We start from the raw sequence: 18,293 nt of genomic DNA on the forward strand, positions 1-18,293 counted from the left end.
CGGGCGGAGACGGCGGCCACGCCCTCGGCCCGGAACCCGCTCTCCGGGAAGGTCGTGGCGTCCCGCAGGACGGCCCGTTCGGGGAGCGGGAGCGTGTCGATCCGGGCGGCGACGAGGGCGCGCAGCGTCCTGGCGAACCCGACCATCGTCTCGGTGACGTCCCGCACCGCCGCTCACCCGCCGTTCAGCAGGGCGTCGAGGCCGCCGGCGAGGACGCGCTGCTGGTCCTCGCGGTACTTGAGCACGGCGCCGAGCGTCACCGCGGCGGTGCCCGGGTCCAGCTCGCGGACGCCGAGCGCGACCAGCGCCTCGGTCCAGTCCAGGGTCTCCGCGACGCCCGGCGGCTTGAGCAGGTCCCGGGTCCGGAGCCGCTGCGCCGCGCCCGCGACCTGCCCGGCCAGCCGCGCGGCCGCGGCGGGCAGCCGCCGCCGGATGATCGCGACCTCGCGGTCGAACGACGGGTGCTCCAGCCAGTGGTACAGGCAGCGGCGCTTCAGCGCGTCGTGCACCTCGCGGGTCCGGTTGGAGGTGACGACGACGACCGGCGGGCGCTCGGCGCGGATCGTGCCGAGCTCGGGGACGGTGATGGTGAAGTCGCTGAGCACCTCGAGCAGGAACGCCTCGAACTCGTCGTCGGCGCGGTCCAGCTCGTCGACGAGCAGCACGCTCGGGGAGGTCTCCAGCGCCCGCAGCAGCGGCCGGGCGAGCAGGAACCGCCGGTCGTACAGCTCGCCTTCCAGCCGCGCGACGTCGCCGACGCCCGCGGCCTCGGCCGCGCGCAGGTGCAGGAGCTGGCGGGGGAAGTCCCAGTCGTAGAGCGCCTGCGAGGCGTCGAGGCCCTCGTAGCACTGCAGCCGGATCAGCGGCGCGCCGAGCGCGGTCGCGAGGGTCTTGGCCAGCTCCGTCTTGCCGACCCCGGCCTCGCCCTCCAGGAAGAGCGGCCGGCCCATCCGCAGCGCGAGGAAGCACGCGGTGGCGAGGCCCTCGTCGCAGAGGTAGGCGTGCCGGTCCAGCAGGGTCGCGAGGTCCGCGGGCGAGTCGACCTCGCCCGCCGCCGTCGGCGCCGTCTCCGCCATGGTCGCCAGGCTACCCAGCGGAGCGGCGGACTCCCAGACGTCCGCATCCCCGGTTTCCGGCTCCGTTTCCATGGTAAAGCTGTAGGGAAAGTTGACTTTCGGGCGGCCGGTCAGCAGCATCGAGCACATGCGAACCGGTGACACCCCCCACCGTCCCCAGCCCGGCCACGACGGCGACCTGACCGACGAGGCTACTTACCAGCGCGTCCGCGCGGCCCAGGCACCAGCCGGCCAGGCGCTGTCGCGGCGCGGCATGCTGCGGCTGTCCGCCGGCGCGGGCCTCGGCGCCGCCCTCGGCGCCGCCGCCGTCCCGCGCCCGGCGTTCGCCGACACCGCCCCCGCCACCGGGATCGTCAAACCGCTGCCGCCCGAACTGTTCATCCCGCAGGGCACCAACGCGGAGATGCGCTGGGAGGCCATGCGCGGGCAGGGCCACCTCACGCCCGTGGACCGGTTCTTCGTCCGCAACCACATCGCCACCCCGCGCATCGACGCCCGCACCTGGCGGCTCAAGCTCTGGGGCACCGGCCTGCACGGCGCACCGCCGGAGGAGCGTCCCGTCGAGTTCTCCTACGAGGACCTCCTCGGCATGCGCGCCGAGACCATCACCTCGTTCATCGAATGCACCGGCAACGCGCGCAGCTTCTACACCTCCCAGCAGGGACAGCAGGTGTCCGGCACCGCGTGGAAGCTCGGCGCCGTAGGCGTCGCGCGCTGGCGCGGCGTGCCGCTGTCGGCCGTCCTCGAACGCGCGGGTCTCACCCCTGAGGCGGTGGACATCCTCCCGCGCGGGCTGGACGCTGACTTCGTGGACAAAGGCGAGAACCTCGGCCGGGTCAGGCGTCCCCTACCCGTCGCCAAGGCGCTCAAGGACGTCCTGCTCGCCTACGAGATGAACGGCGCGCCGCTGCCGCCCGACCACGGCTTCCCCGTCCGGCTAGTCGTCCCGTCCTGGGTCGGCGTCGCCAACATCAAGTGGGTCGGCGACATCCAGGTCGCAGACGAGCCGCTCTTCTCCCCATGGAACACCCGCTACTACCGGTTCTTCGGCCCCGGCTACCCGCCCGAGGGCAGCGCGCCGCTCACCCGCATGAACGTCAAGTCGGCGTTCGAGCTGCCGTGGGACGCGCCGCTGCCCGCCCGCCCCCAGGTCCTGCACGGACGGTCCTGGTCCGGGACGGGACGCGTGAAGAAGGTCGAGGTCAGCGTGGACGGCGGCCGCACCTGGCGGCACGCCCGCCTGCGCGACCGGCACGCCGACGCGCGCGGCTGGGTCCGCTGGGAGTTCCCGTGGCGGCCGGACGGCCCCGGAGGCCACGAGCTGCTCGCCCGCGCGACCGACGACACCGGCGCGTCCCAGCCGGCCACCGCGCCCTACAACACGCTCGGCTACCTGTTCGGCGCCGTCGTCCGCCACCCGGTCACCGTCTCCTGAAGGGACCCGCCATGGCACTGTGGAAGCCCGACCCGACCTTCTACGCCTCGCCGCGGGACGCGGTGTCCGCGCCGCCGGAGAAGCTCGCCTACGTCGCGGCGTTCGACCGCGCGGCGGAGAAGCCGGACGCGATCGCCGTCCTCGACGTCGACCCGGGCTCGGCGTCCTACGGCGACGTCGTCGGCTGGACGGACCTGCCCTACCTCGGCGACGAGCTGCACCACTTCGGATGGAACGCGTGCAGCAGCGCCCTGTGCCCCTACGCGCCGCACCCGCACGTGGAGCGCCGCTACCTGATCGTGCCGGGGCTGCGGTCGTCGCGCGTCTACGTCATCGACACGAAGGACAAGCCGACCGCGCCGGAGATCATCAAGGTGCTGGAGCCGGACGAGCTGGCGAAACGCGCCGGATACTCGCGGCCCCACACCGTCCACTGCGGCCCCGAGGGGCTGTACCTCACCGCGCTCGGCGGCGCCAACGGAGAGGACGGACCGGGCGGGATCGCGCTCCTCGACCACACCTCGTTCGACGTCCTCGGCCGCTGGGAGGTCGACCGCGGCCCGCAGTACTTCGCCTACGACGCCTGGTGGCACATCGCGCACGACGTGCTCATCACCTCCGAATGGGGCACCCCGTCCATGATCGAGGACGGTGTCGTCGGGGAGCTGCTGCTCGGCCGCAAGTACGGGCACTCGCTGCACTTCTGGGACCTGCGCAAGCGCCGCCACGTCCAGGAGGTCGACCTCGGCGACGAGCACCAGATGGTGCTGGAGCTGCGGCCCGCGCACGACCCGACGAAGCAGTACGGCTTCGCCGGCGTCGTCGTCAGCGTCGAGGACCTGTCGGCGTCGGTGTGGCTGTGGCACCGCGACGGCGACCGGTGGGCCGCGACGAAGGTCATCACTATCCCCGCCGAGCCCGCCGACGCGTCGCGGTTGCCGGAGGTCATCGCGCCGTTCGGCGCCGTCCCGCCGCTGGTCACCGACATCGACCTGTCGGTGGACGACCAGTGGCTGTACGTGTCGTGCTGGGGCACCGGCGAGCTGAAGCGCTACGACGTCAGCGACCCGTTCCACCCCGTCGAGGCCGGCTCGGTGCGCATCGGCGGCATCGTCGGCCGCACCCCGCACCCGGCCGCGCCGGACCTGCCGCTCGCCGGCGGGCCGCAGATGGTCGAGGTCAGCCGCGACGGGAAGCGCGTCTACGTCACCAACTCCCTCTACGGCTCCTGGGACGACCAGTTCTACCCCGACGGCGTCGGCGCCTGGATGGCCAAGCTCGACTCCACCGCGGACGGCTTCGCGCTCGACGAGCGGTTCTTCCCGCACGGCGACGCGTTCCGCGGCAGGCGCCCCCACCAGACGCGGCTGCAGGGCGGCGACGCGTCGTCCGACTCCTACTGCTACCCGTAGAGCGGTGAAGGACGGTTCGCTCGCCGCGCTCGTCGCGATGGGCGCCTTCCACGGCCTCAACCCGGCGATGGGCTGGCTGTTCGCCGTGGCCCGCGGCCTCCAGGAGCGCAGCAGGGCGCTCGTCCTGCAGTCGCTGCCGGCGATCGCCGCGGGCCACGCCGCGTCCGTCGGGGCCGTCGCGGTCCTCGTCGCGCTGACCCGGTCGGTCGTGGCGACCCAGGCGGTCGCGATCGGCGGCGGGATCGTGCTGGTCGGGTTCGGGCTGTGGCGGCTGCTGTCGCGGCGGCACTTCCGCTGGGTCGGCATGCGGATCTCGCTGTGGCAGCTCGCCGCCTGGTCGTTCCTGATGTCGTCGGCGCACGGCGCGGGGCTGATGCTGCTGCCCGTGCTCACCTCGTCCGGGACGGTCCCCGCCGGCCACCACCACGGGTTCGCGTCGGCGTCCGGGAACGCCGTGTCCGCCGCGATCTTCGTGACCGGCGTGCACACGCTGGCGATGCTGGCGGTCGCCGGGATCATCGCCGTCGCCGTCTACGAGATCGTGGGCCTGGCGATCCTGCGGCGCGCCTGGTTCAACCTGGACCGCGTGTGGGCCGCCGCGCTCATCACCGCCGGCGCCGTCACGCTCGTGGCCGCCCTTTAGTCGCTGCCGTCCGCGGTGGTGGCGCGGGTCAGGTGCAGGCCTATGCCGTAGCCGGTGACGACCGTCAGCGTGTAGGCGTCGATCGGCGCGCGGCCGGCGTCGTAGGCGGTGCCGGTGATGGCGAGCGCCGGGTCGCCGGCGGACGTTCCGCAGCGCCGCGCGTCCGCCGCGTCCAGGACGGCGGGTTCGAGGCGCTGCAGGCTCTCGGCGACGCGGCTTCCCGCGAGCGCCAGCGCGTCGACGATCGTGGGGCTCGCGTCGAGGACGTCCGGGGTGATGCGGTCGGCGACCGCCCGGGGCAGAACGTCGGTCGCGACGCCGTACGGGACGCCGTGGCGAAGCCGGGTGGCGCGGTAGCGGACCACGGGTGCGCCCACCGGGACCTTCAGGCGCGCGGCTAGGGCCTCGTCCGCAAGCAGTTCTTCCTGTACGCGGTCGCGTTCGACGACGTGGTGGGCCTCGTTGTCCAGGTCATCGAGGAAGCCGGTGTAGACCGGGCCCGACCGCGGCGACAGCGGCTCGATCGGCAGCGGGTCCGCGACGTAGCTGCCGGACCCGCGGCGGCTGGTGACATAACCGGTGTCGCGGAGCTCGGTCAGCGCCTGGCGGACGGTGCTGCGGCTGGCGCCCATCGCGGCGGCGAGGTCGTCCTCCCCCGGCAGCCGCTGCCCGGGCGCGTAGTGCCCGGCCAGGATCCGGCTCTTGAGCGACATCGCGATGCGCACGTACAGCGGACGGTCCGCTCCAGGCGGGCGTGCCATGGCAGATGCCTCCTCGTCACAGAGCGACGTCGTCGAGTTCCCGCCGGACGGCGGCCTTGGTCGCAGCGGGCGCGTACGAGGCTTCCAGCGCGGTGACCTGCGCGTCCAGCAGCGCGCGGCGGGTGAAGCCGTGCAGGTCGTGGGCCATGCGCAGCTCGTCGTTCAGCGTCGTCCGGAAATAGGCCGGATCGTCGGTGTTCAGCGTCACGACCAGCCCCGCCCGCACCAGCTCGCCGAGCACGTGGCTCCCCGGGCTCTTCGCCAGCTTGAGGGCGACGTTGGACGTCGGCGCCACCTCCAGCGGGATCCGCCGTTCGGCGAGGTGCGCGACCAGCGCGGGGTCGTCCAGGCAGCGGATGCCGTGCCCGATCCGGTCGGCCTTCAGCGACCGCAGCGCGCCCCAGATGCTCTCCGGGCCGACGGTCTCCCCGGCGTGCGGCAGCGCGGCCAGCCCGGCCGCCTTCGCCTTCGCGAACGAGGACGCGAACGGCTCGGGCGGGAACCCCTCCTCCACCCCGCCGAGACCGAGGCCGACGACCCCGCCGGGCGCCGTCCGGCCGAGCAGGAAGTCCACCGTGAGGTGCGAGTCCGGCACCTCCGACTCGCGGGAGATGTCGCAGATCCAGCCGATCTCCACCCCGTGCTCGTCGCGCGCGCGCCGCCGGCCCTCGTCCAGCCCGTCCGCGTACTCCTCCAGCACGACGCCGCGGCGGTGATGCTGCACCGGCGTCGTCGTCACCTCGGCGTACCGGACGTTCTGCGCCGCCAGCTCCCCGGCCAGCGCGACGGTGGCGTCCGCGAAGTCCTCGACGCCGCGCAGGACGTTCAGCCCCGCGAGGAACAGCCGCGCGAAGTCGCCGAAGTCCTCGAACCGGTAGAGCGCCTCGACGTCGCCGGCCAGGTCGACGCCGTGGCGCCGCGCCAGCGACAGCAGCGTCGCCGGCCGCAGCGAGCCCTCCAGGTGCACATGCAGCTCGACCTTGGGCAGCCGCCCGATCCACGCGTCGATTCCCATCACCCCCTCCGATCTGTACGGTCGACCATACAGGTAAATCTGTACGGTGAACCATACAGGTCACGTTTTCGCTGGTGGCGGGCCTGCACGGTGCTTGAAGACGGCCCGTCCGGGTGGCAGTGTCCGAATGTGATCACCAGACTCGCCGCCCGCCACCGCACGATCGCCGTCCTGACCCTGGCCGCCGTCCCCTCGCTGGCGGCGGCCCCGGCCCGCGCGGCGGCGGCGCGTCCCGCCGCCGGACCGGCCGGTGTCGGCGCCAGGTCGGCGCTGCTCTATGACGCGACGTCCGGCACCACCGTGTGGTCACGCGCCGCCGACACCGAACGCCCCATCGCCAGCATCACCAAGGTGATGACCGCGCTCGTCGTCCTGCACGAGGGCGGGCTCGGCCGCGAGATCAAGATCAAGCGCAAGTACCTGACGTACGCGAAGAAGCACGACGGCAGCACCGCCGGCCTGCACGCCGGCGACAGGCTCACAGTGCGCCAGCTCCTCAACGCGCTGCTGCTGCCGTCCGGCTGCGACGCCGCCTACGCCCTCGCCGACGCCTACGGCCCCGGCAAGGGCCGGTTCGTCGCCAAGATGAACGAGGCCGCCCGGGAGCTCGGCCTCGACCACACCGTCTACGCCAACTTCGACGGCCTGCCCTGGCCGACGGCCACGTCCACCCGCTCCACCGCCCGCGACCAGGTCCGCCTCGCCGGCTACGCGATGGACGACGCCGTCTTCCGCACCACCGTCGGCCGCAGGACGTACAGGCTCGCCAGAACCACGACCCATCACGCCTACACCTGGTCGAACACCAACCGGCTCCTCGGCTCCTACCGGGGCGCGGCCGGCATCAAGACCGGCACCACCGACGCCGCCGGCTACTCCCTGCTGTTCGCCGCCCGCCGCGACGGCCGCGCCCTCACCGGGATCGTCCTGAACAGCTCCACCACCGACGAGCGCGCCCGCTTCACCGACGCCGCCCGCATGCTCGACTGGGCCTTCGGCTCCACCGACCCCTACCGAGTCCCACCCGCCCCCACCAACACCACCACCGACTGACCCGCGCACTCACCACCGCGCGTCGATGGCCGCCAGGTCGATCTCGATATCGAACGGCACCGTCACCTTGAGCCGCCCACGATGAACACTGGGCGGCCCATAAGACCGGGCTGCGTGATCGAGCTCATGGACGAAGACGACCGTCCGGTCACCGACGTCCTCGACCCGCCAGAAGTGCGGGATCCCCGCGGCCGCGTACCTTCGGGGCTTGACGTCGCGGTCGCGGATCTCCGAATCCGGCAGGACCACCTCCACCACGAGCCGGACGTCTCCCCTGGAGAAGAAGTACAGGTCCGGTCCCCCTCGACGGCACGCCTCCAGCGTCACCAGGGCCACATCCGGCGCCGGCGCCTGCCGGTCATCGAGCTTCACGGTCATACCGCTGACCGGGATCAACCCGTCCGGGGCCTGGCGCCGCAGATCCTCGCCGATCAAGTGCTTCACACAGGAATGCCACAGCGTCTGCGGGGCGGCGAAGACCAGGGCACCGTCGATCAGCTCGGTCTGACGGGGCAGACCGCGTATGCGAAGGAAGTGATCCGCGGTGAACCCGCCCGCCGGCGGGCGCACCCAGTCCGGCAAGGACTCGACGCTCGCCAGGATGATTCCCGCGCCTTCATCGGCGTCCTCCGTACTCACGTTCCACCCCACGACTTCAGGCGCACTCGTCCCGCGAGGTACCTAGGCGGGGCCGGGAGGCCGGCGGAGTGTACCGGTGGAAGTGAGATCGATGTCAATGTCGATGCCGAAGGGCAGGGTCAGCTTGAGCCGGTCATGGTGGATGCCGGTGGGGACGTAGGAGCCGGTGGCGGGATCGAGCTGGTAGACGTACACGATGGTCCGGCCGTCGTCCTGCTCGACGCGCCAGAAGTGCTTGATCCCGGCGGCGGCGTATCGGCGCGGCTTGACATCCCGGTCGCGGATCGCCGAGTCCGGCAGGACGGCCTCTACGACGAGCCGGACGTCTTCCGGGAAGAAATAGTGATCCGGCCGTTCACGACGCATGGCCTCCGCCGTCACGACCACCACGTCCGTTGCCGGTGCCTGGCGTTCGTCGAGTCTCACCGTCATGCCGTGGATGGCATCCAGGTCCTCAGGAGCCTGACGCCGCAGCTCGGCGGTCAGCAGGCTCACCGTGTGCGAGTGCCAGCGCGTCTGAGGAGCGGCGAAGATCAGAGCTCCGTCGATCAGCTCGGACTGGCGCGGCAGGTCGCGCATGCGCAGAAAATGATCGGCGGTGAACCCGCCGGGCGGCGGGAACACCCAGTGAGGCAATGAATCGACGCTCGCCCGGATACTCTTTGCGCCCACATCGACACTCTCCGCACTCATGCAGGCATTCTGGCGCAGGAATACGGCCCCCTGCCCGGCGAACGCCGACACCGGGGTGTCAGGCGGGGTCGGGGGTTTCGCTGCGGGTGCGGAGGAGGGCCTTCAGCTCGGTGAGCTGGCGGGCGGCGAGGGTCTTCTCGGCGCCGTTGATGCCCATCGCGCCGATGGACGTGCCGTCCGCGAGGTCGAGGGTGGGCCACGGGTCGCCCTCGGTCATCGACACGCCGAGCACCTCGGGCCAGTCGAGGCGGCGGGTGCGGAACGCGTTGACGACCGTGAGGCCCGACTCGTCGGCGGTGACGCGGCAGCGGGCCAGCATGTGCAGGACCCACGCGACGACCAGGCCGAACACGACGATGAGGATCCGGTCGAACAGCTTGAACTGGGGGGCCACCACCACGGCGAGCGCGATCAGGCCGAGCACGACCACGCCCGCCGTGATGTAGGCCACGAGCCGTGTGGTGCGGGGACGCCACACGACCGGAAGGGCCCTGACCTCAGTCAACGATCTTCGAGATGGGGATCTCGAGGATGTCGTGCGCGCCGGCCGCCTTCAGCGCGGGGATCAGCGTGTTCACCCCGCGCTTGGCGACGACGGACTCGACCGCGCTGGAGTCGCCGCCGGCCAGCGAGGTGACCGTGGGCGACGACATCGACGGCATGATGTCCAGGACCTTCGGCAGGTCGGACTGGGCGACGTTCAGCTTCAGCAGCACGTTGCCGCGCGCCCGGATCGCGCCCTGCAGCAGCAGGGAGACGTCCTCCATCGCGGCGCGCTTCTCGGCGTCCTCGTAGGCCTCCCGGTTGGCGACCAGCTCGGTGTAGCTGGTCAGGAGGGTGTCGAGGATGCGCAGGCCGTTCTTGCGGAGCGACGAGCCGGTCTCGGTGAGGTCGACGATCGCGTCCACGATGTCGGGGACCTTCGCCTCCGTCGCGCCGTAGGACGGGACGACCTTCGCCTTCACGCCGTGCTTGTCGAGGAACCGCTTGGTCATCGCGGGGAACTCGGTGGAGATCCGGACGCCCTCCGGCAGGTCCGACACGCTCTGCCAGGGCGCGTCCTCCGGCACCGCCATGATCACGCGGACCGGGTTGGAGGTCGCCTTGGAGTACTGGAGCTCGCCGAGGCTGACCACGTCGGAGTCGGTCTCGGTGATCCAGTCGCGGCCGGTGATGCCGAGGTCGAACAGGCCCTGCTCGAGGTAGGTCGGGATCTCCTGCGGGCGCAGGACCCGGACGCGGTCGATGCGCGGGTCGTCGATGGAGGCGCGGTAGTCGCGGTCCGAGGCGCGCCGGACGGTGAGGTCGGCGGCGTCGAACAGCTGCATGGTCGCCTTCTCCAGCGACCCCTTCGGCAGGACGAGTGACAGCACGGAATTGCCTTTCGGAATGGGTTGGGCTTGCGGATGCCGGGGGGGACCTCAGGAGCCCAGATGCTCCAGGCCGTGCCCGGCGTGACCGTGATGCCGCAGACCTCGCAGGGTCAGTGCCGTGTCGAGTGCGGCCACAGTCGCCTCCCATCCCTTGTCCTCGGAGCTGCCCGGCAGCCCGCTGCGTTCCAGCGCCTGTTCAATGGTGTCACATGTGAGGACCCCGTTGCCCACCGGAGTCGACTCGTCCAGTGCAACGCGTGTCACACCGGTCGTCACGGAGTCGCAGACATAGTCGAAATGGGCGGTCGCGCCCCGGATGACCGCGCCGAGGCAGACGACGGCGTCGAGGTCGCGGGCGAGCTGCTGGGCGATCACGGGGATCTCGAGGGCGCCGGCGACCCGGACGACGACGGGCGCGTCGATCCCGCACGCCTTCGCCGCGGCGACGGCGCGCTCCAGCAGCTGGTCGGTGATCTGCCCGTGCCAGCGGGTGCAGACGACGCCGAGCGTCAGCCCGGCGGCGTCGACGACGCTGTCCTCGGGGCGTCCCGCACCGCTCATGAGAGTCCTTCGATCTCGTGTCCGAGACGGTCGCGCTTGACCGTCAGGTAGCGCCGGTTGTGCTCGGTGACGACGACGGGCATCGTCTCGCGGCCGCGCACCTCCAGCCCGAACCCGTCCAGGCCCGCCAGCTTGTCGGGGTTGTTGGTGAGCACCCGGATCGAGCGGACGCCCAGGTCACGCAGCATATGCGCGGCGTTGGAGTACTCGCGCGCGTCGGCGGGCAGGCCGAGTTCGAGGTTGGCGTCGACGGTGTCGGAGCCGTGGTCCTGCAGGGCGTAGGCGCGCAGCTTGGCCAGCAGGCCGATGCCGCGGCCCTCGTGACCGCGCAGGTACACCACGACGCCGCGGCCCTCCGCGGCGATGCGCTCCATGGCGGCGTCGAGCTGGGTGCCGCAGTCGCAGCGCTCGGAGTGCAGGACGTCGCCGGTGAGGCATTCGGAGTGCGCGCGGACGAGGACGTCCTCGCCGTCGCCGATCTCGCCGAGGACGAGCGCGAGGTGCTCGCCGCCGTCGATCTCGCTGGAGAACCCGACGGCGCGCCACATCCCGTACCGGTTCGGCAGCCGGGTCTCGACGACCCGGGTGACCATCGCCTCGGTGCGGCGGCGGTGCTCGGCGAGCTGCTCGATGGAGATCAGCTTGAGGCCGTGCTCCTTGGCGAACACCTGCAGCTCGGGGAGGCGCGCCATGGTGCCGTCCTCGTTGACGACCTCGGCGAGGACGCCCGCCGGGGTGAGCCCGGCCATCCGGGCGAGGTCGACGGCGGCCTCGGTGTGCCCGCGGCGGCGCAGCACGCCGCCCTCGTGGTAGCGCAGGGGGAAGATGTGCCCGGGGCGGACGAGGTCGCGGGGCTCGGACGCCGAGTCGGCGAGGGTCCGGATCGTGCGGGCCCGGTCGGCGGCGGAGATGCCGGTGCTGACGCCGAGCCGGGCGTCGACGCTGACGGTGTAGGCGGTGCGCATCCGCTCGCTGTTCTGCGCGGTCATCAGCGGGATCTGCAGCCGGTCGAGGTCGGCGCCCTCCATCGGGACGCAGATCACGCCGCTGGTGTAGCGGATCGTGAAGGTGAGCAGCTCCGGCGTCGCCTTCGACGCGGCGAAGATGATGTCGCCCTCGTTCTCGCGGTCCTCGTCGTCGACGACCACGACGGCGCGTCCCGCCGCGATGTCGGCGACCGCCTCCTCGATCGGGTCGAAGATCCCGCTTCCGTTCAGTCCGTCGTCGCCGCTCATGCGGTCACCGCCTTGTTCCCGGGGGCCGGCACTGCCTTCGCTTCCCGCAGCCAGTTCCTGAACCCGACCATCACCATCACGAAGAAGATCACGTAGACCGCGCCGGACACGTACAGCCCGGAGTGCAGGGCGACCGGCACGCCGACCAGGTCGACCAGCACCCACACGATCCAGAAGTCGACGAGCGCGCGGCTCTGCGCGAACGTCGCGACGGCGCTGCCGACGAAGATGTAGGCGTTCGCCCACGGCGACCAGGCGGCCTTGAGCCAGTCGACGTGGAGGAACAGCTCGGCGACCGCGGCGGTGCCGACGACGAGGGCCGCGATCAGCACCGCGCGCTCCTTCGCCGTGGCGCTCCGCACGACGAGGGGGTCGCCGCCGCGCCGTCCGCGCGCCCACATCGCCCAGCCGTAGACGGCGAGGAAGCCGAACAGCACCTGCTTGAGGGCGTTGCCGGGGACGTCGGCGTGCACGGACGCGGCGAGCAGCAGCAGCGCGCCGGCCAGCTGCACCGGCCACGTCCAGAGGGTCTTGCGCATGGCGAGCCACACCACGGCGAGCGACAGGATGTTGCCGGCGAGGTCGGTCCACAGGATGTGCTCGCCGAAGACGTCGAAGCCCGCGTCCAGCCAGGTCATGCCGCGCCGCCCACCGGGTCCGGGGCTCCTGCCGCGCGGTCGCCGAGCATCCGCTCGACGTACTTGGCGACGACGTCGACCTCGAGGTTGACGGGGTCGCCGGGCTTCTTGTGGCCGAGCGTGGTGAGGGCCAGCGTCGTCGGGATGAGCGCGACGCTGAACCGGTCGGCGGCGGCGTCGACGACGGTGAGGCTGATGCCGTCGACCGTGATCGAGCCCTTGCCGACGACGTAGCGGGCGAGCTCCCCGGGCAGCGAGACGGTGACGACGTCCCAGCGTTCGCCCGGTTCGCGGGAGAGGATCGTTCCGACGCCGTCGACGTGACCCTGGACGAGGTGGCCGCCGAGCCGGTCGGAGAGCCGGACGGGCCGCTCCAGGTTGACCTTGGACCCGGGCTCCAGCGCGCCGAGGCTGGACCGGTCCAGCGTCTCCTTCATCGCGTCGGCGGTGAAGGTGCCGTCCTTGACGTCCACCACGGTGAGACAAACGCCGTTGACGGCGATCGACGCGCCGTGGACGGCGTCCTCGGTGACGAGCGGGCCGCGGATCGTCAGGACGGCCGAGTCTCCCTCGGCCTCGACCGCGACGATCTCGCCGAGCTCCTCGACGATGCCGGTGAACATTCCCCGGGCCTCCTCAGTTCCGTTCGGTACGGAACCCGGCTCCGGGGGTGTACGTGCGTCGACGTCGCGGGCACCCCTGCCGTCACAGGGGTGTGCTGCGCGCTGCCTCCCATCCGGACTTTCACCGTCGGTCCTGGAGTTCCACCAGGTCAACCGGCCGATGGCTTCGGCCGGGTCGCGGACTGTCACCGCCGGTTCGGAATTTCACCGACCCCGGAGCACGCGTTCATGCTTTGGGAACAGTGTGCCATGCGAACCGCCGCCCGCCCTATGTGAGCATCGCCACGGCCGCCTTCCGCTGACCAAGCGCTCGCTCGGGTTATCCTTGCCCGGTTCAACGTTCAACGATCTCCGGCACCGGGTAGACCCCGATCCGGAACCCGCCTCCGCTCCCCGCACCCGACTCCGCGCCGCCGAGGCCCGTGGTGACCGCCATTCCCAACGTGGGCCCGGCGGCGCGGCCCGCGGGGACCGCGCCACGACCGCCCCTGGTCAGCGGGCGAGGCGGAGGCCGCCGGGGCCGGTGGCCACGTGCGTCAGGTCCGCGACGACCGCGTGCGCCGCGGTCAGCTCCGACCGGTCGTGGCTGGTCGCGACCGCCAGGACGGTCGCGCCGGCGGCACGGCCCGCGGCGATGCCCGCCGGGGCGTCCTCGATCACCACGCAAGCCGACGGGTCCACGCCGAGGCGGGAGGCCCCCAGCAGGTAGCCGGTCGGGTCGGGCTTCCCGCGCGGGACGTCCTCGGCGGTGATCACGACGGGCGGCAGCGGGACGCCGGCGACCCCGGTGCGGACCCGGAGCTGCTCCTTGTCCATCGACGTCACCATCGCCCACGGCATGCCGTTCATCGCGGTGAGCAGGGCCAGGGCGCCCGGCAGCGCGGTGATCCCGTCGGTGCGCTCGGCCTCCAGGGCGTCGAGGCGCGCGGTGGCCGCGGCGACCCGGTCGGCGGGCAGGAAGTCGGCGACGCGGTCGCTCGTGCGGCGGCCGTGCGCGCCCGACAGGAACTCGTCGGCGTCGAGCCCGTACTCCGCCGCCCAGACGCGGGCGGCCGCCTCGACCAGCGGGGTCGAGTCGACGAGCGTGCCGTCCACGTCGAACAGGACGGCCGTACAGGGCAGTGTCACCATGAGGTCACCCGGCCCTCACCAGGAGGCGGCGGCGGTCGCCTTCTCCGCCTGCGCCTTCAGCCGCCGGACGGCCTCGGACGGGTCGTCGGCGCCGTAGACGGCGCTGCCCGCGACGAACACGTCCGCGCCGGCGTCCGCGCAGCGCTCGATCGTCTCGGCGCTGACGCCGCCGTCCACCTGCACCCAGACGGGCAGGTCGCGGCCCTTGATCATGTCGCGGGCGCGGCGGACCTTCGGGAGCACGACGTCGAGGAACTTCTGCCCCCCGAACCCGGGCTCGACGGTCATGAGCAGGAGCATGTCGATCTCGCCGAGGAGGTCTTCGAAGCCCTCGACCGGCGTGGCGGGATTCACACCGAGCCCGGCGCGCGCGCCGGCGGCGCGGATGGCGCGCAGGGTCCGGATCGGCGCCTTGGCGGCCTCGGCGTGGATCGTGACGCTGCCCGCCCCGGCCTCGGCGTACTGCGGCGCCCACCGGTCCGGGTCCTCGATCATCAGGTGGCAGTCGAGGGGCAGCGCGCTGTGCTTGAGCAGCGCCTCGACGACCGGGAGCCCGAGGGTCAGGTTGGGCACGAAGTGGTTGTCCATGACGTCGACGTGCACCCAGTCGGCGGTGCCGGAGATGAGCGCGACGTCCTCGGCCAGGCGGGCGAAGTCCGCGGAGAGGATGCTGGGTGCGATCTGTGGTGCCATGATGCCCCGAGTCTATTGGGCCGGTTCGTCCTGCCCATCACCCGGCCGGGTGAGCGCGGGGGTGGCCCGGCACGCCAGCCCGAGCCGGACGAACGCCTCCGGCGCGCCCGCCGTCGCCCACAGGGCCAGCAGCGCCTGCACCGCGAACGCCTCCCCCGCGCGGGGCCACGGGAGCAGGTCGAGCGAGGAGATCACGCCCGCGCCCGCGGCGCCGACGACCAGGCGCGCGAGGCGGCGCCCGAGGGTGCCGCCCGCGTCGAACCAGCCGCGCGCGGCGAGGACCGACATCCCCGCCAGGATCCCGAACAGGCCGCCGGTGGCGGCGGCCGCCTCGTTCACGGTGATCGGACGGGTGTGCCCGCCGGCCGCGACGAGGGCCTCCGCCCACGCGGCGGGCCACCGCCAGCCGTGCAGGGAGCGGACGGCGAGCCAGGCGGCGCCCAGGAACGCCAGCGAGATCACCAGCGCCATCGCCAGCTGCAGGGGCAGCGGGCGGCGGCTCCACCACGGGACGGCGCGCGGCTCCAGCCACAGCGCCAGGATCAGGACGCCCAGGCCGATCGCCCAGCCGGCGAGGACCTGGCCCCACGAGTGCACGCCGAGGTAGACCCGCGACACACCGATCAGCACGATCACGGCGGCCGCCGCCGCCCACACGCCCGCGCGCCGCGTGCGGGACGCGAAGAAGCCCCACGTCACGACGGCGTTCTGCGCGTGCCCCGACGGCATGCCGAACGAGGCGAGCGGCTGCCGCCCGCGGACGGCCGGGTCCGTCCAGAACGGGCGCGGCGCGTGCCACACCAGCTTCAGGACGGTGTTGAGCGTCGACCCGAACGACAGGATGACGATCGCGCGCGCGGCGAGCCGCGGATGCACGCACCAGAAAAGGACGACCAGCGCCGGGATATAGAACCCGGCGCTGCCGAGGTACGTCATCGCGAACATGAAGCCGGTGAGCACCGGCGTGTCAGTCCCCGCGGCGCAGGAGGGCGAGGAACATCGCGTCGGTGCCGTGCCGGTGCGGCCAGAACTGCGCGTACGGGCCGTCGCCCACGCCGGTGAGATCCGCCGCGACGGACGCGAGGACGGCGGGCGCGTCGAGCCGCTCGACGCCGTCGCGGTCGCGGAGCACGTCGTCGACCACCACCCGCGTCTCGGCGAGGTGCGGGGAGCAGGTGACGTAGGCGACGACGCCGCCGGGACGGACCGACTCCAGCGCGGTCGCCAGCAGCCGCCGCTGCAGCGGGCCCAGCTCGGCGACCGACTCGGGGCCGCGGCGCCAGCGCGCCTCGGGACGGCGCCGCAGCGCGCCGAGGCCGGTGCAGGGCGCGTCCACCATGACGCGGTCGAACGCGCCGGGCCGCCACGCCGGGGCGGTGCCGTCCGCCGCGACGACGCCGGTCCGGTCGTCGACCGCGCGGCGGACGAGGCCCGCGCGGTGCGGCTGCACGTCGGCGGCGAGCAGGCGCGCGCCGCGCTCGGCCGCCACTGCCGACAGCAGGCCCGCCTTGCCGCCGGGACCGGCGCAGATGTCGGCCCAGCGGGCGTCCGCGCCGTCCAGCGGGGCCGCGGCGAGCGCGAGGGCGACGAGCTGGCTCGCCTCGTCCTGGACGGCGGCGCGGCCGTCCCGGACGGCGCCGATGTGCCCCGGGTCGCCCTCCGCCAGCACGGCCGCGTACGGCGAGTACGGGGCGGGTTCGGCGCCCGCGTCGTACAGCTCCTGCGGGGTCGCGCGGCCGGGACGGGCGACCAGCGTCACCCGCGGGCGGGCGTTGTCGGCCTCCAGCAGCGCGCCGATCTCGCCGCGGTCGGGGCCGAGCGCGTCGCGCAGCGCCGACACGATCCACTTGGGGTGGCTGTGCGCGATCGACAGCCGGGCGGTGGCGTCGGCGTCGGCGGGCGCGACGATCGCGAGCCACGCGTCCAGGTCGCGGGTCGCGACCTTGCGCAGCACCGCGTTCGCGAACTTCGCCTGGCCGGGGCCCGACACCGACCGCGCCAGCTCCACCGCCGTCCCGACCGCGGCGTGCGGCGGGATGCGGGTGGCGAGGATCTGGTGCGCGCCGAGGCGCAGCACGTCCAGCAGCGGCGCGTCGATCCGGCGCAGCTCCCGGTCGCTGCACAGCGCGAGCACCGCGTCGTAGGTGCCGCGGCCGCGCAGCGTGCCGTAGGTCAGCTCGGTGGCGAGGGCGGCGTCGCGGCCGGTGATGCCGCGGTCGCGCAGGCGGGTGGGCAGCAGCAGGTTCGCGTACGCGTCGCGGGTCTCCACGGCGCGGATCACGTCGAACGCGGTACGCCGGACGAGGTCCTCCGGACGGCCCGTCCGGCGGGGCCCGCCGGGCCTGCGGGTGTCGGGACGGCCTCGTCGGCCACGGGTCGGCGGCATCAGTGCAACGCGTCCTTGCCGGTGAGGTCCACGCCGCGCGCCCAGTCGGCGGCGGCCATGCGGCGCTTGCCCTGCGGCTGCACGTCGCCGAGCGCGACGGGGTGCGTGGCCGTGCCGACCAGCACCTCCTTCTTCCCGGGACGCAGCTCGCCCGGCGCCAGCTTCTCCGCCTCCGGGACGAGGCGGACGGGGCCGAGCTTGACGCGGGCGTCGCGGAACGTCGTCCACGCGCCCGGCGCGGGCGTGCAGGCGCGGACCAGGCGGTCGATGTGCAGGGCGGGCGTCCGCCAGTCGACGTGCCCGTCCTCCGGGTTCAGCTTGGCCGCGTGCGACACGCCCTCGGTGGGCTGCGGGCGCGGCTCCAGCACGCCCGCCTCGATGCCGTTCATCGTGTCGAGCAGCAGGCCGGCGCCCGCGACGGCGAGCCGTCCGAGCAGGTCGCCCGTGGTGTCGGTGGGGCGGATGGGCTCGGTGAGGACCCCGTAGACCGGGCCGGTGTCGAGGCCCTCCTCGATCTGGAAGGTGGCCGCGCCGGTCACGTCGTCGCCGTGCAGGATCGCCCGCTGGACGGGCGCCGCGCCGCGCCACGCGGGCAGCAGCGAGAAGTGCAGGTTCACCCACCCGTGCCGCGGGATGTCCAGCGCCTCGCGCGGGAGCAGCGCCCCGTACGCGACGACCGGGCAGCAGTCCGGCGCGATCGCGCGGAGCCGGTCGAGGAACTCCGGGTCGCGGGCCTTGGCGGGCTTCAGCACCTCGACGCCCGCCTCGGCGGCCCGTACGGCGACCGGACTGGCCTCCAGGTGGCGGCCGCGCCCGGACCGGGCGTCCGGTCGCGTCACCACCGCGGCCACCTCGTGGTCGGACGCGAGCAGCGCGTCCAGGGCGGGAACGGACGTCTCCGGCGTGCCGGCGAAGACCAGCCGCAT

At 73.2% G+C, this 18,293-nt stretch carries 20 protein-coding genes and 1 riboswitch; of the genes, 4 read left to right on the plus strand and 16 right to left on the minus strand.

What is annotated here, in order from left to right:
* Nucleotides 1-173: 173 nt before the first annotated feature.
* Complete coding sequence (locus F9B16_RS22045; protein WP_151542004.1) at nucleotides 174-1,076, minus strand: AAA family ATPase; 903 nt, start codon at nucleotides 1,074-1,076, stop codon at nucleotides 174-176.
* Nucleotides 1,077-1,203: 127 nt separating this feature from the next.
* Here F9B16_RS22045 and F9B16_RS22050 point away from each other — a divergent pair, with 127 nt between their 5' ends.
* From F9B16_RS22050 to F9B16_RS22060, 3 genes are read left to right on the plus strand one after another with little or no spacing between them, the layout of a single operon-like run.
* Nucleotides 1,204-2,511 (plus strand): sulfite oxidase, encoded by a 1,308-nt coding sequence (locus F9B16_RS22050; protein WP_151542005.1) that lies wholly within the window; start codon nucleotides 1,204-1,206, stop codon nucleotides 2,509-2,511.
* A gap of 11 nt (nucleotides 2,512-2,522) precedes the next feature.
* Nucleotides 2,523-3,923 carry a selenium-binding protein SBP56-related protein gene (locus tag F9B16_RS22055; protein ID WP_151542006.1) on the plus strand — a complete coding sequence of 467 codons (1,401 nt, stop codon included), beginning with the start codon at nucleotides 2,523-2,525 and terminating at the stop codon, nucleotides 3,921-3,923.
* Between the two features lie 4 nt (nucleotides 3,924-3,927).
* On the plus strand, nucleotides 3,928-4,566 hold the full coding sequence (locus tag F9B16_RS22060) for a hypothetical protein (RefSeq protein WP_151542007.1): 639 nt from the start codon (nucleotides 3,928-3,930) through the stop codon (nucleotides 4,564-4,566).
* Here F9B16_RS22060 and F9B16_RS22065 read toward each other — a convergent pair.
* Both F9B16_RS22065 and add read right to left on the minus strand, forming a co-directional pair.
* Nucleotides 4,563-5,327, minus strand: coding sequence for a GntR family transcriptional regulator (locus tag F9B16_RS22065; protein WP_151542008.1), 765 nt, complete (start codon nucleotides 5,325-5,327; stop codon nucleotides 4,563-4,565). The genes F9B16_RS22060 and F9B16_RS22065 overlap by 4 nt on opposite strands.
* Nucleotides 5,328-5,343: 16 nt before the next feature.
* The gene (add, locus tag F9B16_RS22070) at nucleotides 5,344-6,342 is read right to left on the minus strand and encodes an adenosine deaminase (RefSeq protein ID WP_151542009.1); all 999 of its coding nucleotides are present in this window, start codon (nucleotides 6,340-6,342) and stop codon (nucleotides 5,344-5,346) included.
* Between the two features lie 129 nt (nucleotides 6,343-6,471).
* On the opposite strand from add, the gene F9B16_RS22075 reads away from it, so the two are divergent.
* Nucleotides 6,472-7,395: a D-alanyl-D-alanine carboxypeptidase family protein gene (locus F9B16_RS22075; protein ID WP_225991843.1), complete on the plus strand. Its 924-nt coding sequence runs from the start codon at nucleotides 6,472-6,474 to the stop codon at nucleotides 7,393-7,395.
* A gap of 9 nt (nucleotides 7,396-7,404) precedes the next feature.
* On the opposite strand, the gene F9B16_RS22080 is transcribed toward F9B16_RS22075, so the two are convergent.
* The 13 genes from F9B16_RS22080 to fmt all read right to left on the minus strand — a co-directional run bounded on the left by F9B16_RS22080 (nucleotide 7,405) and on the right by fmt (nucleotide 18,293).
* Entirely contained in the window at nucleotides 7,405-8,034 is a 630-nt protein-coding gene (locus F9B16_RS22080; RefSeq protein WP_225991844.1) for a Uma2 family endonuclease, read from the minus strand.
* Nucleotides 8,035-8,076: 42 nt separating this feature from the next.
* Complete coding sequence (locus F9B16_RS22085; protein WP_225991845.1) at nucleotides 8,077-8,727, minus strand: Uma2 family endonuclease; 651 nt, start codon at nucleotides 8,725-8,727, stop codon at nucleotides 8,077-8,079.
* A 58-nt stretch (nucleotides 8,728-8,785) separates the two neighbouring features.
* Entirely contained in the window at nucleotides 8,786-9,178 is a 393-nt protein-coding gene (locus F9B16_RS22090; protein ID WP_225991846.1) for a PH domain-containing protein, read from the minus strand.
* A gap of 46 nt (nucleotides 9,179-9,224) precedes the next feature.
* Nucleotides 9,225-10,100 (minus strand): ATP phosphoribosyltransferase, encoded by an 876-nt coding sequence (gene hisG, locus F9B16_RS22095; protein ID WP_151542011.1) that lies wholly within the window; start codon nucleotides 10,098-10,100, stop codon nucleotides 9,225-9,227.
* A 48-nt stretch (nucleotides 10,101-10,148) separates the two neighbouring features.
* Nucleotides 10,149-10,661, minus strand: coding sequence for a 6,7-dimethyl-8-ribityllumazine synthase (gene ribH / locus F9B16_RS22100; RefSeq protein ID WP_151542012.1), 513 nt, complete (start codon nucleotides 10,659-10,661; stop codon nucleotides 10,149-10,151).
* On the minus strand, nucleotides 10,658-11,896 hold the full coding sequence (locus F9B16_RS22105) for a bifunctional 3,4-dihydroxy-2-butanone-4-phosphate synthase/GTP cyclohydrolase II (protein WP_151542013.1): 1,239 nt from the start codon (nucleotides 11,894-11,896) through the stop codon (nucleotides 10,658-10,660). Before F9B16_RS22105 ends, ribH begins: the two co-directional genes overlap by 4 nt.
* Complete coding sequence (pnuC, locus tag F9B16_RS22110; protein WP_151542014.1) at nucleotides 11,893-12,534, minus strand: nicotinamide riboside transporter PnuC; 642 nt, start codon at nucleotides 12,532-12,534, stop codon at nucleotides 11,893-11,895. Before pnuC ends, F9B16_RS22105 begins: the two co-directional genes overlap by 4 nt.
* Nucleotides 12,531-13,157 (minus strand): riboflavin synthase, encoded by a 627-nt coding sequence (locus tag F9B16_RS22115; protein ID WP_151542015.1) that lies wholly within the window; start codon nucleotides 13,155-13,157, stop codon nucleotides 12,531-12,533. Before F9B16_RS22115 ends, pnuC begins: the two co-directional genes overlap by 4 nt.
* Nucleotides 13,158-13,252: 95 nt before the next feature.
* A riboswitch (FMN riboswitch) is annotated at nucleotides 13,253-13,383 on the minus strand.
* Between the two features lie 266 nt (nucleotides 13,384-13,649).
* Nucleotides 13,650-14,288, minus strand: coding sequence for an HAD-IA family hydrolase (locus tag F9B16_RS22120; RefSeq protein WP_151542016.1), 639 nt, complete (start codon nucleotides 14,286-14,288; stop codon nucleotides 13,650-13,652).
* Nucleotides 14,289-14,303: 15 nt separating this feature from the next.
* The gene (rpe, locus tag F9B16_RS22125) at nucleotides 14,304-14,981 is read right to left on the minus strand and encodes a ribulose-phosphate 3-epimerase (protein ID WP_151542017.1); all 678 of its coding nucleotides are present in this window, start codon (nucleotides 14,979-14,981) and stop codon (nucleotides 14,304-14,306) included.
* Between the two features lie 12 nt (nucleotides 14,982-14,993).
* Nucleotides 14,994-15,941 (minus strand): phosphatase PAP2 family protein, encoded by a 948-nt coding sequence (locus F9B16_RS22130; protein WP_151542018.1) that lies wholly within the window; start codon nucleotides 15,939-15,941, stop codon nucleotides 14,994-14,996.
* 7 nt (nucleotides 15,942-15,948) lie between these two features.
* Nucleotides 15,949-17,367: an RsmB/NOP family class I SAM-dependent RNA methyltransferase gene (locus F9B16_RS22135; RefSeq protein ID WP_151542019.1), complete on the minus strand. Its 1,419-nt coding sequence runs from the start codon at nucleotides 17,365-17,367 to the stop codon at nucleotides 15,949-15,951.
* Complete coding sequence (gene fmt / locus F9B16_RS22140) at nucleotides 17,367-18,293, minus strand: methionyl-tRNA formyltransferase (RefSeq protein ID WP_151542020.1); 927 nt, start codon at nucleotides 18,291-18,293, stop codon at nucleotides 17,367-17,369. Before fmt ends, F9B16_RS22135 begins: the two co-directional genes overlap by 1 nt.

It is taken from the genome of Actinomadura montaniterrae (genome assembly GCF_008923365.1).
Lineage (GTDB): Bacteria > Actinomycetota > Actinomycetes > Streptosporangiales > Streptosporangiaceae > Spirillospora > Spirillospora montaniterrae.